We start from the raw sequence: 15823 nt of genomic DNA, 5'->3' as shown, positions 1-15823 counted from the left end.
AAAATAAAACGTTGGCTCATGTTCTCTATACAATAGAAGAAACATGATAAATATTGTTTGTTGACGCTTGTTTGTTTAGTTTTCAAAGAACAATTATTTCAACCATCGCTCAGAAGCGACATCTACTAATATACCATATCCATCTCGTAAAATCAACTAAAATATTATTTTAATATAATTGATTTAATGAAACGTTGCTGTCCTCAACAGCGGATACTTAATATACAACATAATGTTTAACTCGTCAAATACTTTTTCTGGAAAAGTATTTATTAGCGTTATATTTCGTTGCTGTCTGAAGCAGCTAAATTAGAATACCACCATTCCTACTAGCGAATCAATAGAAAAATTTTACATTTTACTATTTTTCAGCAGAGGATTTCGCTATTCTGAAAACCAATCACCTAGATATACAAGAGGCCACCTAGTTCGGTTGCAATTTAAACTACGGTACATCGCGATTACTTTGAAACCCCGAAAATATACCTTAAAGGATCATGAGGATGAACAATCGCCAAATCAATCCAACAGCCTGACATCCCCACTTATCGTTGCTTCATGGCAAATGGTCCGTATCTGTTGATACACTTATTCTTCAATTGGGAATAGAGGAAGCATAGGAATGGTTTAATGGGCTAACCTCCTTTATTATGTGGAATGCAATAATTAAGTAAAAAATAGCTATTAAAGTAGGAATCCCTGTTAACAACAAGCCACAGGGATTTTTTCATGAAATATTTAATTCAAATAGCTAGGTTTCTTTAACCATGCTAAATAGATTCTTAATTCCTATTTACATTTTGAATGACGATTTTACTATGAGGTATGCTCGGGACACTTACCATACTATAACTTAAGTCTTGGTTCGGAACATCGTATGCTATTCCATTCAGGAGATAATCCAAACTTTCTTTCATCAGTTCCATCGTAACCCACTCCCCCGCGCAACGATGACCCATTAAGTATTCTCCGCCACCTTGTGGAATAAAACCAAACGGACTTCCCTCCCAGTCATTAAACCGCTGTGGACGAAAGACATCAGGGTTATCCCAAACTAGGGGATCATGATTGGTTCCATACAGGTCCAAGAGAGTTAATGTATTTTCTTCAAATTGATAGTTTTTCCACATGAAATTTGTTCGAACCCGTGCTGCAATGAAAGGAAAAAACGGATAGTAGCGACGAACCTCTTGTATAAACATCTCAGCATGTTTTTCATCCCCCGAAAGCAATTTCTTTCTTTCTTCCGGATGATGATGTAAGGCTAGTAAAGTAAAATTCAAGTAAATCGATATCGCTACAATCGGTCTCAAAATGTTGATCACTTCTACGGACACAATCTCAGCATTCAGAAGATTCCCTTCTAAATCACGGTGCCACGAAAACCTGAATAAAGCAGTTTCTTCAGGAGGCTGAATCTTCCCATCTCGTACATTGTCGACTAGTTCCTGTACCCACTTTTCTACCCGATTCCTTGCATTTCTTCCCTTCCAATGATCAGGACCCATCGCTCCCGGTGACTCATACATGGCCTCTAAATCATTGGTTAGATTTTTGACCTCATCTCCTGGCACAGGTACCCCTGCCCACTGACAAGCCACTTTACACAACATTTCCTGAACTTCTTCATAAAAAACAATCTCATCACTCTGTTCCCATTTTTCAGCAGTAGTCTCCCACTGCACTTTAATCATTTCCTTTAATCGTTTGAGGTTATCAAGGGACATGAGCGACATAAACATCTCCTTCCGATGTTTATGCTGTGCCCCATCCAAGGTCTGAATCGCCCCCTTGCCAAACAGAGTCTGCTTTAAGCGATTAGGTGCCGAACCTTCCCTTTGGAACTTATCAGGATCATAAAAAATTTCAGCGGCATCTTTTCCGCCCATACAAATCGCTTTCTTTCCCAGTAAACGAGTTTCGAAGACATCAGAGTTAAAACCACGACGCCTATTCAAAATATAGAGATATCCCTCTCTCAGCAAACTTAAAGTATGATCCATTCCGTCTTCATGAGGGATTGGATTTGACATAGAATCAGCTCCATTTCCAACAATCCATATTAGTTTCCAATCGATTCATGGCTTTATTTTAGTAGATGAACTTCTTATTCATAAATTTGATCTGCGTTTTTATAGCGCATTTTTTCTGACTGAATTAATTGATCCGTTTCATTCTGTTGTTCACGATTGTGATTGGTTTCAGAAAAACCTCTATTCTTATTTTCAGAACTAGTTTGTTTGTAACTTCTTTCCTTTTCCATCATTCAACTTCCTTTCATAACTCTTTTTGTTTAAATCATCTAACATTAATAGTTCAACTTACTTTAACCCTTTTAACTTTTTACATGTAAATGAACTAAATTTTTTTAATAAGCATACTTAAATATTGAAAGAATCATTATTGTCTATAAATGAAACACATTTGGTGCGAATTAAGAATAACGGGTTAACACCACTGTTCGAGTGGCATTCCAGAACATTTTCGGACTCGGTCTTTTATAATTAGAATTTTTTCAACTACATTAAAAATAACCAAAATGGTTAAATTATTCCTATCAAAATAGATAGGTGGGATTCAATGATAAGTGGAAAGAAACACATTGAAGAGATTCTTGGGATGAGCTTCAGAGCAAGACATAAAGAGGTGAAGGATACAGAGGATTCGTTTCCTAATCTGATCATCCATCAGCAAATCCAGGGGGACGAAATTTATACACCGTTAAATACAAACCTTTGGGAATCGGAACGTTAACGGTAAATGACAGGCAGGGAGTGCGGTGCAGAGGATACGTGATTCCATCTATAATTGTCGAGGTAAATGAGCTTCCACTCAGCTACCCTAAGATTAAGATGAGAATGCCCATATGTAAATTGAAATAAAGAAGGATTCATTGCTTAGCTTAGAAGCACCTACATAACCCGCTTCCTTAATATAGTTACTAGAAACAAGAACAGCTTTTTGGCTGTTCTTGGTTTGCTCATAACTTCCAAGGCTCAGCCATTTTTCAGGATTGGAGGCAGTGTCAACTAATCCCGATCATTAACTAGGCTTATGACGCTACCCAGTTCAATTTGAACTGAGTTATAACATAATATTGTGAACCTCTCCAACTAAATCGCAAATTTTGATGGAGAGGTTCACTAAGTAGGTTATATTACTCAACAACCCCAACCTCAACGATATCTATATTTGTATTGACATTAAAAGTGGCATTTTGAAAATCCGTTTCCCACTTTTCAAAGTCAAATTGCCTTGTTTTTGTTTTAACAAAATGTCCGATGCCAATTGGATCAATCTTATTTTCTTGAAATTCCGTTAACAATGCTTGACATTCCTTATTCACTTGTTTTTCTAACAATTTTTCAATTTTATTCGCTTCATCTTTCGCTAAACGAATGCCTTCATGCTCTGTCAGAATCCCTTTCACGTCAATATTGATGGTAATTTCATAAGGATCTCGCTTAATTAATTTCATATCGGTGTCTGATTTAATGCTCTTGACCGTAGCATTCCCATGGCCCTCTTTAACCATGATGGTGCCCATCGTAAACCGATCAACGAGAAGCTTAAAATAAAACATTTTGTTTTCGTGGAGAATATCAACGACCTTTTCATCTTTAAATAGCGCAATCCCCCGAAGCGAAACTAAATCATCGTCTTGTTTCTTGAGGTATGGCAAATAAGGATCTTTTCCTTTTTGATAAAAATCAAACAAGAAACGATGGAGATTGGCTACAGGTAAGTTCCCCCCCTTCATGTTGTGTTCGATTAATTCCCTTAAATAGAGCGCATTTCCGCGGTCCCCATAGTTCCCTTCAAAAACCTCTACTGCCTTACCGTCCACGACTGCTAATTGCACCCTTGCTCCCACGCTTGGATCTCGTAGGAATACATCAAGAATTTGAATGATGCCGTTTCGTGCAATTTCCTCATTAAAAAGGGCAATATCCAAGCTACCTGCGAGTATTGGCTGGGATGCTTTTTGTTGCATTTGGGACATAACATCTCTCATAATTTCCCCTTCAGCTGTAAATGAAAAGTTCTCGATGGATTTGTCTGGCTTAAACTCAGGGATCATGACACTGCCAAGCAAAAGGCCGTTTTCGGCTTGATCCACCCCGATCCCAGTAGCAATATTAATGTCATCGATTACCTTTTTTTGTACACATCCTGTTATAAGCAAAACACAAAGGATTATTGTGAAGAAAAAAGCACGTATCCTCATTTCGTTTTCACCTTCTGTTTAATCAGCAATAAAATAAAGAGAAAGGGTGTATAGAAATAGGCCATAACAAAGCCGACTTTTCCTTGGATATCAAAAAAGAGATTCATCTTTTCACGTGAATTTAACATCTGGACAACGATGAGAACAACCAAAGCAATCAGCCAAACAACTTTTCGTTGTGCCACGTTAAACGTTTGCTTTGCGACTCTGCTAGCAACCCATAAAGAAATCACAACATTTGGAAGAATAATTAGAGCCCAGTTGGCGAGGCCTAAATACTCAAATCTCTCAATAAAAGGCAGTCGGACAATTTTCCACATTTCTAACGTTGCCCAAATCGACTTTTCTAACAAGCTTGGCGGGAAATAGGCAAAGCTGATTACCGCTAACGCTGCGTATATAAAAGTAGTAGTTACTACTCCAAGATGAACCCATTTTTTTGACTTTCCAGGATTTTTAATAAATGGATAAAAAAATAACAGGATTCCAAATCCAAGAAAGGTTAATGTCATACTGTAAGCGCTTTTTAGTAATTGCACTGGAGTATGATCTAAAATCGGCAATAAATTTGTGAAATCACCGTATCTGATAGCAAAACCGAAGGAAAGCAGTAAATATGCCGGAACCGCGAGTCCAAAAAACGCAATCCCAACTACCGTTCTGAACCCGCCATTCACGATATAAATTCCTAGAAGTAAATAAATCGAACCAAATAATAAAGGATTTAAATTAAGAAACATCCACGTTCGTAGCACTTCAATTAAGCCAGCGAGCACTGTTACGCAAGTCATTGTAAAATACAAAATGAAAAACGTATTGATGCTTTTGCCAATCGCCTTACCAAACACATAAATATTTGCAGTTAACACATCTCCATCTACCGTTTCACAGATTTTATACATCATCCAGATGATGGCATGGATTGTTGCCCCCCCTATAATGACGGAAATCCATGCATCGTAACCAGCATCCTTAGCAATTAACCGTTGATAACCAAGAACACCAATTCCTATCTGCATAGCAACAACGACAAATGCCGCCATAAATGGTGAAATTTTCAGATTCTCTGGGACGGGCTGTTGCATGTAACTCCCTACCTTCATTCATTATTCATCAATGTCTTTCTTTTTATGGGCCTTTTGCGAACTAAACCTTGTTGAGTCTTTCGTTCTCAGGAAAATAGGGCGCTTCGCTTGATTTTGAAATGGTAGTCTGATGAGAGCGTCTTTAAAGTCATTGACTCTTAGCGGAAATACTGGTTCCATAAATGGCTGCCCCAGTGATGTCAATCGGAGCAAATGAGTAATTATAAAACAGAAGGCAATCGTAATTCCGAGTAACCCCCATAGCTCCGCCATAAACAGAAATGGAAATCGCAAAATCCGGATTGTATTACTCATTTGATAGACAGGTGTCGTAAACGAAGCAAGTGCTGAGAGAGCGACAAAAATCAACAGAACATTGCTCGTAAGCCCAGCCTCGACCGAAGCGGTTCCAAGGACAATTCCCCCCACGATACCAATTGTCTGACCAACCTTCGTTGGTAGGCGTGACCCTGCCTCCCTTAATAACTCAATTGCTACCTCAAGAAATAAGGCTTCAAGAATCGGTGGGAATGGGACAACACGTCTGGAGGTAACTAATGTAACGAGTAAATCCTTTGGAATCAACTCATAATGGTGAGTGACGATCGCGACATAAATAGGGGTAATCATAATCGAGAAAATTACAGCAAATAAGCGGATTAGCCGTATAAATGAGGCTAGGATCCAGTTGATATAATAGTCTTCAAATGAGTTGAAGAATTCTGGCAATGTTGTTGGACCAAGTAAAGCATGTGGGGAACCATCAACTAATATGGCGACTTTCCCTTCAGCAAGACTCGAGGCGACACGGTCCGGTCTCTCGGTATCAAGCAACTGCGGAAAAGGAGAATGCCCGTTATCTGAGATAATTTGCGTGAAATAGGAACTATCAGCAATCTCATCTTTTTCGATATCATTAATCCGTTGCTTCACGGTATTCACAATTTGTTCGTTTGTTATCCCATCGATATAAATAACGTTTACTTTTGTCTTAGAGAGTTTCCCGACTGTAAATTCTTCAGCAATAAGTTCTTCGATCGGCAAGCGTTTGCGAATCAAGTTCATATTTTGCCCAATCGACTCGACAAAGGCCTCTTTTGGCCCGATGACACTAAATTCAATTTCCGGTGCCGAGACGGAGCGGACGACGGCTTTTTGTGCAGAAAAGAAAGCAAAGCCGCTCCTATCTCCCTCAAGAGTTACTAGTACATAACCCTGAAGCAGCTTTATCGGAATATCGTCTTTATTGGTAGATACCTCGACATCTGCAATCGGTAACAACTTTTTAACATCAGATATTTGATAAAAATCATCTTCAAGCAAGTTTGGCAACGCATTGTTGTCTAGTACCTTTTCTTCAATCAGTGTCGGTATATACGTGAAGGTAAATTTCTTGCCTGACTTTTGATTGAAATAAAAAGTTTTTTTATAATCATTGGATTTGGAGAGTTCGTTTTCCCAATCTTTTACTAGCTTATTGTTTTCCTTTTCAGCATTTGGTGATGATTCTTCTTTGTTTATGTTTTCAGCTTTTGGCATTTTCGGTAATTTCCGTTTATGCTTTTTAAAAAAACTCATTGCAACCCTCACCATTCCATCTATATACGCTTATATTTACCGGAAATGGATATTGTATGTAATTAAATTAGATAAGACTAGGGGAACGAAAAAAGAGGTTGGAGATAACTAGTTTCTAAAATTAAGAAAAAAGGTGAAATCGACGTGGATTTCACCTTTTTTCATCTAAAATATGTAGGGGAAGCTTTTACGACCTTTTAGGAATTTGCTCTACTGAATAAACTCACAGTTTAGCGATCAGTGACATAAGAAGTATAGGGTACGTCCCCATCTCTTTCGTTCATTCACCATGGATTTTTACAATTGTCCCGCTTAACAACCAGCCGTTCCACCTTACATCAAATGAAATTAATTAAATCCGTACACTATGTTTACAAGGATTTAACATTCAGATGATACGATTGGTATACCAACGAATGAGGAGGAAGGATAAATGAATGTTCGTGCAATGTTTATTGATATGGATGGTACATTACTAACAGCCTCAAACGCTATTTCCCGGCGAAATATGGAAGCTATTTGTAGGCTCATCAATCATGGAATCAAGGTTTTTCTGGCTACTGGTCGACACCACGAAGTAACTGCTCCCTACCATAAAGAAATTGGGTTGGCCACTCCAATGATTTGTTTGAACGGTGCTGCGATTCATGATGCAGGAACTGGAAGAGCATTGCAAATCAAACCCGTCCAACTGAACGAAGAACGTTTCCACCAGGTGACGACTGAAAATCCATGTAATGTACTCATCCATACCGCAAATGGGCTTTATTGTAAGGAAACAAATGAAGAAATCGACTACTGGACAAAAGTTGGGCAAACTCCCCCACGTTATATTGGAGATTTAAAAGAGGCAAAATATCAAGATGTTCTAAAATATAGTGTTCGAACAGGTGTACCAAGCCCGAAAATTTCTGCACTGTTCAAAAAGGAAGCCGAAGTCATCAATTGGAATGACGGGTTTGAGCTAGTCGCTCCAAATGTCTCCAAATGGTCTGGGATCAAAAGCTTACTTCGAGCATATCGAATCCATCCAAATGAAGTCGTAGCCATTGGGGACGGACCTAATGATATAGACATGCTTCGCCATGTCGGTACCGGTGTAGCTATGGGGAACGCTAGCGAAGAGGTCAAAGCAGCAGCTGATTTTGTTACAGGACACCACGAAGAGGATGGCTTAGCAGAGTTCATTGACCGTTATCTTTATAAATCGTATGGATCCCATGTGATTTAGGGTTAGTTTTAAAAAAAGATTTGACGAACAGTGCCTAGCACCGTTCGCCATCTTTTCTATATAATCTTTTCTTTAATTAGTTAATAACTTCCCTCTCAAAAGTGGCCCCGTCTCGATAGACGACTTTGATAACAAACCGCATATCCTCTTCATATGAACTGATTTCCCGCAAATGAAATAGCCGGAAGTTGTCGTCCTGTTCGTCTTCCAATTGCATTGGTTCCTCACCAACAAGCGTACCATCCTGAAATTTTAAAAGAGAAGCTTCTTCAACATCAGAAGTCTCACCGCTTGTTTTGTGCTGCATCAATGTCACACTAGCGTTCTTCCCTCGGCTATGAATATCTCCTGAAAGAATGCCATATTTGTTAGTACCCAAATAATCGAGCGATTCCGATTGAATCTCACTACTCTTGACAACATCCTCAGATTCGACCGAAACGAAATACTTTAAGGAGTATTGGTCGATTTGTTGCTCTTCCTTCACCGTTTCACTCATCTCTTCCGTATTTGAGCCAGAATCAACCACCCTCACATCCCATAGTGGTTCTAAGTTAACCTCGATTGGGACTTTTACTTGGAAAAACCCTTGTTCTAACCCTTCCGCTGCTAGTTTTTCGAAGTCAGCATTCGACCCGGTCGCATAATGAAAGATAACCTTTGAATCCGTTTGCCACTCTTTTACCTGCCATTTGAAACGGATTTGCGCTTGCCCTTTTCCCAACTCATTTGTATTCACATCCATTTCCACTGGACCAAGCCAACTTAGTTCTTCCTTAAATTGATTTAAAAGCTGTTGGACCTCGCCTGATTGGCTATTGACTGAGTGATGGATATTCTGTTGTTCGGATGAGACATGATCTAATCGATTATCTAGCCAATTCACTTTAGAAATCAACATAACATTCATGATCAAACTACCAGATAAAGCCGCAACTATGAAAATCTTAAAATTCTTTTTTGACTTTTCGGTTTCCATTTTCCCTCTCCTAATGCTTGTATGTATTTACCTACATAAAAGCTTAACACAAAATGGAAGTCGAAATCGGATTCTGTGCTCACTTGTTTTTTATAAGTTTAGCCCCAAGGGTGGGCCTTTTACTAATCATGCAAATTGTCAAACTCACAGGGATTAAACACTGTAGCCTGAAGCATAATTCTCTTTATCTCAGCTTTCCTAGTTAACAACGATCTCTTCTTGATTATAAAAAGATTCAAATAGATTGCGAATATCCCCTTGATGAATCGATTCCGCAACATATTGAATCAGTGAGAGATCCTCAACTTCTTTTAACTCAGAAATGATTTGTTTTCTGCCTATCTGGAGATGGCCCCAGTCTCTAATCGCGAGCTCTCTAGTTATAGGATTATACCGTATCAACTTGTGATGCTTCGTAAAGCGCTCCATTAACAAATATACCGTTTCAATGGAATAGCCCAAATCAAAAGCCATTTGTTTTTTTGTAATTCGATAGATGCCTATTTGCTTGGTATTCGGATTCGTTAACAAATATAGATAGAAGTACTTATCCTCCGGAGTCATTTCTTCTGCAACAATTGGATTACTCCAAAATTCAGTAGGTACCTTTTGATATTTTGCCATCCTTAACCACGATCCTTTCGACTATGTAATTCCTTTCATAGGGTATATATCGGTTAATGCCGAATTCGGACAAGATGGTTATTTAAAAATTGTGGAGGAATTATGACAAAGGAATTTTCTAATGCATTGAATCGTTTTATTACGCAGCAAATTTGTTCTGTTTTTTATTGTGTTTTACTTCTTTAAACTTTAGCACCCGTTACTATAAGTGCAATCCCTCACAATCTCGCTTGCAAAGCTCACTTTGTGTAACCTCCACTAATCCAATTAACACAAATGTCCAAAATGAGATGGTAATCAGGGACGAGCATTGGTGTTGTTTCTAAATACTAAGTTGATTTGTTCTGCCAAATATCTTGGACTATATGGCATTCCATTCTCTATCCACCATGACACGATACCAAATGTAGAGGAAGCAATAATTTCAATTGGAACCTGATTGGTATGCCTTTTCACTTTTCTTGTTTCTCGCCTAATTGAAACAATCTCGGTAATTATACCGAATAGCCTTTTACGAAAATCATTATTTTCAAACATAACATTGAAAAGTACTCCATGTTCATAAATATGCGCTAAAAACGAGTCAATCGGGGGATCATCTATATCTTGATTTTCATCAAAGAGAGGATGAATCTTTTTAGTTAATTCTTCAAGTACTTCATCCACCATTTGCTCCTTTAAATCTTCAATATCATGATAATGCAAATAGAATGTAGCTCGAGTTAATTCAGCACGATCGGCTAGTCTCTGAACTGTTAATTTATTTTGGTCCTTGTTTTCTTGGAGCAGTGAAATAAACGCATCTTTAAACATTCGCTTTGTGCGAATAACTCGAGGATCTACCTTTTCTCTCTTATTCTTAGACATTAAATCACTCCTTTGCCTATAATCCTATACTTTTTTGACAAATCTTTATAAACCGCCAATTAGTTTACATTCCCATAGAAAATGTAAATGGTTTTTTTACCTTTAGCGTGTTAGTATCTATTTTATTGACACCATATCAATTAATTAACAAAACGTCAATTAAGTAACGAGAAAGGATTTTGAAAATGAATCATCCAATTAATAAAAAGATTCTTATGCCCGTCATGCTTTTGGGCTCTTTTTTGTCCATTTTGAATCAAACGATCTTAAATGTTGCCTTACCAGATTTAATGAATGAATTTGAGATTGGTCCGACAACGGTTCAATGGTTGATCACTGGTTTTATGTTGGTAAATGGGATTTTGGTACCTGTGACGGCCTTTTTGATGAAACGATTTACAACACGACAACTATTTCTCAGTTCTATGGCTTTCCTGTTTGTGGGTACTTTCTTCTGCGCCATTGCACCGGGTTTTAAAATTCTCTTAATCGGACGACTGTTTCAAGCTGCAGGGGCCGGAATTATTATGCCTCTCTTAATGACGGTTGTCTTTGTTGTTTTTCCAAAAGAAGGACGTGGAACCGCCATGGGATTTATTGGGCTAGCAATGATTTTTGCACCTGCAATTGGTCCGACTTTGGCGGGTTTTGTCATCGAATATTCTTCATGGCGTTGGATTTTTATCGGCATGTTACCACTAGTTGCCGTTGTCATTCTTTTATCTTTAAAGTTTCTAACTAATGTATCGGAAACCTCAAAATCAAAACTGGATCTCACTAGTGTCTTTTTTTCAACAATCGGTTTCGGTGCTTTACTATTTGGATTGAGCAATGCAGGGGATAAAGGTTGGGGAAGTGCTGAAGTGTTAATTTTTATCGCTATGGGGATTATCTTTCTAATCCTATTCTGCCAGCGACAGCTCACGTCGGATGATCCTTTGCTAGATTTAAGTGTATTCAAAGTTCCAATGTTCACAACAACCACAATCATCAGTGTCTTGGTGATGTTCGTCATGTATGCAGATATGATTTTATTGCCGATTTACTTGCAAACAAGTAGAGGTTTCTCCGTTTTGGATACCGCTTTGCTATTACTTCCAGGCGCATTAGTAAATGCGTTAATGTCACCGGTATCTGGACGTTTGTTAGATAAATTCGGACCAAAACCTATCGTTATTACAGGTTTACTTTTCTTGCTTCCTTCCATTTGGGGTGTAACGAATTTAACTGAAACAACCACGTACAACTATTTGATGATCCGAACGGTTTTCTTACGAATTGGATTGAGCTTTCTAACTATGCCTCTTAATACAGCTGGATTAAATACTCTTCCGACTCACTTAAGTTCCCACGGTTCAGCCGTTACGAATACAGTGCGCCAACTTGCAGGTTCAATTGGAACTGCACTGATTATCACCATATTCACAGCCAGAACTAGTAGTCATGCGACAGAATTGGCGGATGCGAACCAATCGTTCTCACCCTCTCAACTAGCTCTGAAATCCTCTATTCTCGGCACGAATGATGCCTATCTTTTTATGCTAATTTTAGGAATTATTGCCTTTTTCGTCACGGTGTTTATGCGTAAGGAGAGGAGTGGTGAAGGAATAGAAGCAACTGAAGAGAAAAATTGAAGCAGCTAGTTGACGAGCAATGATTGTCAGAGGTGTGGTCGGGGCTTTCCCCCACGCCTATTTTTAAATACTGATATTAAAACGGTAGCACATAGTAGTATCTTCTTTATTATTTATAATTTTATGTATAGTTAGTGAAGAAGCGTTACTGCCTTCTTACAGATACGCAGCCCGCTAGCAATAAGAGTCCTTATTTCTCATTGTCATGATCAAGAACTTTCTTTAAAAGACTTTTTATCTAAAATTGCCTAATAAATAATTATAACTTTACTTCCTTAACAAACCTGGCCGTTTGTTTAAGTAGAATTCTTCACAAAGTCGGAACATCATTTATGATTGAACTCAAAATGCTCTTCCTCTAACTTAACAAGCTTAATGTCTTTATCTAAATTCTGGAGTTTATTTGCGAGACTTTCTACACCGAATATTTCCGTAAAAGTATGACTACCAACTAAAAGGTTAATTCCTACAAATTGAGCATATTGAATAGTGTATAAGGTTGCTTCTCCTGTTATATAGGTATCACAACCTTCTTCAACTGCCATTTTTATATGGTTTGAAGAATGCCCTGCACCTGTTAACACTCCAACCTTCTTTACTTTCGTATCATTGTTCTTCCAAGCTCTAACTGGCTCCTCTAACTCATCTCTCATTTTTTGAATAAGAAGATTAAAATCAATAGGCTCGCTAAATTGTCCTATCCCAGGAACAGCTCCATTATCATAAACAGAGTATTTAATAATGTTATCTATACCAACAACATTCATAAGAGAAGTACAAGTGCCAAATTCGCAAAAATCTAAAGGACCGTGTATCCAGAAGTGACTAATGTTATGCTCTTGTAATTTCTTAAGGCATTCCTCTTTTAATCCATAAATAAAATCCCAGGCATCGTGATGAGTAACCATCAAATCAACATTATTCTTCGCAGCCTTTTCAATAGTTTCGATGGATAAATTTGTTGCATATCCAATTGTTGAAATCGAATTTTTCGACTTATTAGTAAATCCGTAATCGTCATCAAGTTCTTCTAATAATTCTTTAGCAAAAAGTTTTTTAATATGCTGTTCGAACTGCTCTAAGTTCATCATTTCCCCCCTAAGTTGATTATTCTTAAACTAAACGCTCCTTACTTCAATAATGAAAAGCCATTCTCCTTTTTAAAGAATAGCCGTTAGCGCAATTAGTTCGGTAAGATTAGTAGTTAGCATTTATCATACTTTTTAAGAAATTAATCTTCCTAATATCTTTATTATTATTGTTATCTGTTCGATAACTGTCCTTGGATGAAGCTTCGTAAACACTTAAATATTGGTTCGGATTCAGTAAATAATACTTTGCATCTCCCATTTGATGCATTTATAAGTCTTCTAATTCTACTCCTGCAAAATCTGGCAAAGTGTCCATTATACCAAAATCAACTGATAATCCCTCTTTAGAGAATTCATGTTCGTGTAAATCGATCAAGGTATATCCCATTAAAATCATCATGTTCGCTATATCATCCCAGTTACATACATTTAATTTATTGATCACTCATAACCCTGTTTTTCTAAATCAAGACTTACTTTGGCTAATGAATTACTATTCCGATAAACTATTTCGTCCCTTCAATAGATTCAATAAAAAAAGCATTTCTCCTTCTTTAAAGAAATGCTCCGTTTGTTTAACAAGCGTTTTTATCGGTGTTCTTTTGAAATTTTCTATACAATTCCAAGAACATGTTTATACCGTAACCGAAAACAATCGAACTTATTATAATTGTGGATAATAAAAGCTCTTGTTGATAACCGAACAGCAAGAAAACCAATAATACACTAAGAGAATATAGCGCTACTCTAAATATTACATTCATCTTATATCACTCCCAATACGTAATTTTCTTTTATTTTAACATTTATGTTGTTAAATAAGAAAAAAACTAAAACAAAACATAACCAACAGCTCTATCTTTTATTAACGCGTATCCATCTGCCCGGCCTAATCAAGAAATTGAGTACCACTAGTCAGCAATTGTACTTATTAATGCAATACAAAAATTATCTAATCCATTGCTTATTTCTTTTTACAAGGCCATTTTTGCAATGATCATTGCTTGCTTGACCAGAATGATTAACTGTTATAATCGTGGTTAAGGAGGGTTTCGTAATCGGCATTTGGTTTGATGTGTATGAAGAGGCAAATTACATAAAACAGATGGGATTGTTTTTATTAAAGTAATGGTAATTAGTGGAAACGTGATAATATAAGTTAATATAAAGATAGGAGAGATGGTTAATGGATAAGGAAAAGTTAAAGGTAGTAAATAGGTTGCAGATGATAGCTTTGGTTTTAACCGTAGTATTCTCGTTTATACCTGCCATTGGAGCGATTTACATCGACCCTAACGCATGGATTGGAGTGAATGGAAATATCCTGTCAGTCATAGTTATTTTCTTTATAATCCACTATTCGTGTAAGCTAGTTCTAAAGTTGTGGGGGTCTGTTACAAAAAGACTATAAATTCAGCACCCCCCTCTTCCAAACAACACTTTGCCAACCTTGAAAAAACACGACTGCCTCTCAATGAAAAATTGAACAGTCTCCTGCGCCTAGTTCAATAACTCTTTTAGTGATAGGAAAATGACCAATATGGCTAATACCGTCCCACAATAGGCAAAAGGGGATTTCTTGTTTTCTTGGAAGGCTTGAATTCCCATCATCAATAGATTCAACGATGTTAAAATAAATGCAACGTACAGTAACCAATAATATTGATCATTCATTAATGCGAACATCGCTAATAATGTAGCTGGTATAACCATCATCGCTTTATATTTTCTCTTCACTGTATCCCTCCCCCTTTTCACTTGAGGATGTCCTCCCTTAAGGCTAATATTACCATAATATTCTATTTATCTGTTTAATTAACACACTTGTTGAAGAACTGGACTTAATCTTTGTTGAGATGATGATTTAGCTACAGGAATAGAAATTTTGTTCGAAGTGAATAATTCCAAGATTTTTTCCGCAACAAGAGTCAAATTTGGAATTTGCATTGTCTTAGTGTCACTTATTCTATTTACCATTTTTCATAGATACAGGCAACTGGTGGTTTCTACTTGCGAGCCTACCCCCAACTATCATTGGGCTCATAAGTGCATTAACTCCTGAAAGAAGCATTAAGGTTTAAGCTTAGATAGTTCTACATTTAGTATCGAGTGCACAACCTTCGTTCGTTATGAAACCTCCACACTTATAGATAAAGAATTCATAAAATTTTCAAGACAAAGTATAGCGTACAATGTCAAATACTTTTTTCAAGTTTTAGGGTAACTCAAACACGCTTACTGCATTTACCTAATTTTACCAGTAACGATTAACCAAGTTTTTATTGAAACAGGTGCCATCTTCTTGATTCAGAAATGGGCTTTTCACTCGCTTCTTGGTCTGCATTGATGCAATCTGGCATTGAGTACAATTTTTATATTAACGTACTGATCCGCATTTACAGGACGAGTGGGATAAGGCTAAACATCGAGGTCAGGGCCTCAGGAAATTAGATTCGATCTCCACTCGAACCAAAAGGATGGCACCTATTTAATTTTGTATTTTAAG

The 15823-nt window shown here is 37.4% G+C and carries 15 protein-coding genes; 4 read left to right on the top strand and 11 right to left on the bottom strand.

The features are described from left to right. Positions 1–782: 782 nt before the first annotated feature. Positions 783–2033 (bottom strand): CYP152 family fatty-acid peroxygenase CypC, encoded by a 1251-nt coding sequence (gene cypC, locus BMX30_RS22690; protein ID WP_090750595.1) that lies wholly within the window; start codon positions 2031–2033, stop codon positions 783–785. Positions 2034–2107: 74 nt separating this feature from the next. Beyond that, positions 2108–2266 (bottom strand): hypothetical protein, encoded by a 159-nt coding sequence (locus tag BMX30_RS23755; RefSeq protein WP_170843983.1) that lies wholly within the window; start codon positions 2264–2266, stop codon positions 2108–2110. A gap of 314 nt (positions 2267–2580) precedes the next feature. Here BMX30_RS23755 and BMX30_RS23750 point away from each other — a divergent pair, with 314 nt between their 5' ends. Beyond that, positions 2581–2754 carry a hypothetical protein gene (locus BMX30_RS23750; RefSeq protein ID WP_170843982.1) on the top strand — a complete coding sequence of 58 codons (174 nt, stop codon included), beginning with the start codon at positions 2581–2583 and terminating at the stop codon, positions 2752–2754. 403 nt (positions 2755–3157) lie between these two features. On the opposite strand, the gene BMX30_RS22685 is transcribed toward BMX30_RS23750, so the two are convergent. From BMX30_RS22685 to BMX30_RS22675, 3 genes are read right to left on the bottom strand one after another with little or no spacing between them, the layout of a single operon-like run. Continuing rightward, positions 3158–4228 carry a Ger(x)C family spore germination protein gene (locus tag BMX30_RS22685; protein WP_090750593.1) on the bottom strand — a complete coding sequence of 357 codons (1071 nt, stop codon included), beginning with the start codon at positions 4226–4228 and terminating at the stop codon, positions 3158–3160. Continuing rightward, a complete protein-coding gene (locus BMX30_RS22680) occupies positions 4225–5313 on the bottom strand; it encodes a GerAB/ArcD/ProY family transporter (protein ID WP_090750591.1) in 1089 nt (362 codons plus the stop codon). The genes BMX30_RS22685 and BMX30_RS22680 overlap by 4 nt, the downstream gene beginning before the upstream one ends. A gap of 21 nt (positions 5314–5334) precedes the next feature. Beyond that, complete coding sequence (locus BMX30_RS22675; RefSeq protein ID WP_244532699.1) at positions 5335–6891, bottom strand: spore germination protein; 1557 nt, start codon at positions 6889–6891, stop codon at positions 5335–5337. A 433-nt stretch (positions 6892–7324) separates the two neighbouring features. Here BMX30_RS22675 and BMX30_RS22670 point away from each other — a divergent pair, with 433 nt between their 5' ends. Beyond that, positions 7325–8122 (top strand): HAD family hydrolase, encoded by a 798-nt coding sequence (locus BMX30_RS22670; protein ID WP_090750589.1) that lies wholly within the window; start codon positions 7325–7327, stop codon positions 8120–8122. 76 nt (positions 8123–8198) lie between these two features. Here the strand turns inward: BMX30_RS22670 and BMX30_RS22665 are convergent, their stop codons facing one another. From BMX30_RS22665 to BMX30_RS22655, 3 genes are all read right to left on the bottom strand, one after another. Continuing rightward, positions 8199–9101, bottom strand: coding sequence for a hypothetical protein (locus tag BMX30_RS22665; RefSeq protein WP_090750587.1), 903 nt, complete (start codon positions 9099–9101; stop codon positions 8199–8201). 198 nt (positions 9102–9299) lie between these two features. Next, complete coding sequence (locus tag BMX30_RS22660) at positions 9300–9725, bottom strand: hypothetical protein (protein WP_342028090.1); 426 nt, start codon at positions 9723–9725, stop codon at positions 9300–9302. Between the two features lie 297 nt (positions 9726–10022). Continuing rightward, the gene (locus BMX30_RS22655; protein ID WP_090750585.1) at positions 10023–10592 is read right to left on the bottom strand and encodes a TetR/AcrR family transcriptional regulator; all 570 of its coding nucleotides are present in this window, start codon (positions 10590–10592) and stop codon (positions 10023–10025) included. A 185-nt stretch (positions 10593–10777) separates the two neighbouring features. Between BMX30_RS22655 and BMX30_RS22650 the strand changes: the two genes are divergently transcribed. After that, positions 10778–12226, top strand: a complete 1449-nt coding sequence (locus BMX30_RS22650; RefSeq protein ID WP_090750584.1) for a DHA2 family efflux MFS transporter permease subunit — start codon at positions 10778–10780, stop codon at positions 12224–12226. A gap of 326 nt (positions 12227–12552) precedes the next feature. Here BMX30_RS22650 and BMX30_RS22645 read toward each other — a convergent pair whose 3' ends face one another. Further along, a complete protein-coding gene (locus tag BMX30_RS22645) occupies positions 12553–13314 on the bottom strand; it encodes a Nif3-like dinuclear metal center hexameric protein (RefSeq protein WP_090750582.1) in 762 nt (253 codons plus the stop codon). A 271-nt stretch (positions 13315–13585) separates the two neighbouring features. After that, positions 13586–13717 carry a hypothetical protein gene (locus tag BMX30_RS24190; RefSeq protein WP_280140006.1) on the bottom strand — a complete coding sequence of 44 codons (132 nt, stop codon included), beginning with the start codon at positions 13715–13717 and terminating at the stop codon, positions 13586–13588. A gap of 786 nt (positions 13718–14503) precedes the next feature. Here BMX30_RS24190 and BMX30_RS22630 point away from each other — a divergent pair. After that, positions 14504–14728, top strand: a complete 225-nt coding sequence (locus BMX30_RS22630; protein ID WP_090750577.1) for a hypothetical protein — start codon at positions 14504–14506, stop codon at positions 14726–14728. A gap of 89 nt (positions 14729–14817) precedes the next feature. Here BMX30_RS22630 and BMX30_RS22625 read toward each other — a convergent pair whose 3' ends face one another. Continuing rightward, on the bottom strand, positions 14818–15054 hold the full coding sequence (locus BMX30_RS22625) for a hypothetical protein (protein WP_090750575.1): 237 nt from the start codon (positions 15052–15054) through the stop codon (positions 14818–14820). Positions 15055–15823: the final 769 nt, after the last annotated feature.

Origin of the sequence: Mesobacillus persicus, from assembly GCF_900109925.1 — a bacterium.
Classification (GTDB): domain Bacteria; phylum Bacillota; class Bacilli; order Bacillales; family Cytobacillaceae; genus Mesobacillus_B; species Mesobacillus_B persicus.
This window is presented reverse-complemented; position numbering and strand designations above follow the sequence as displayed.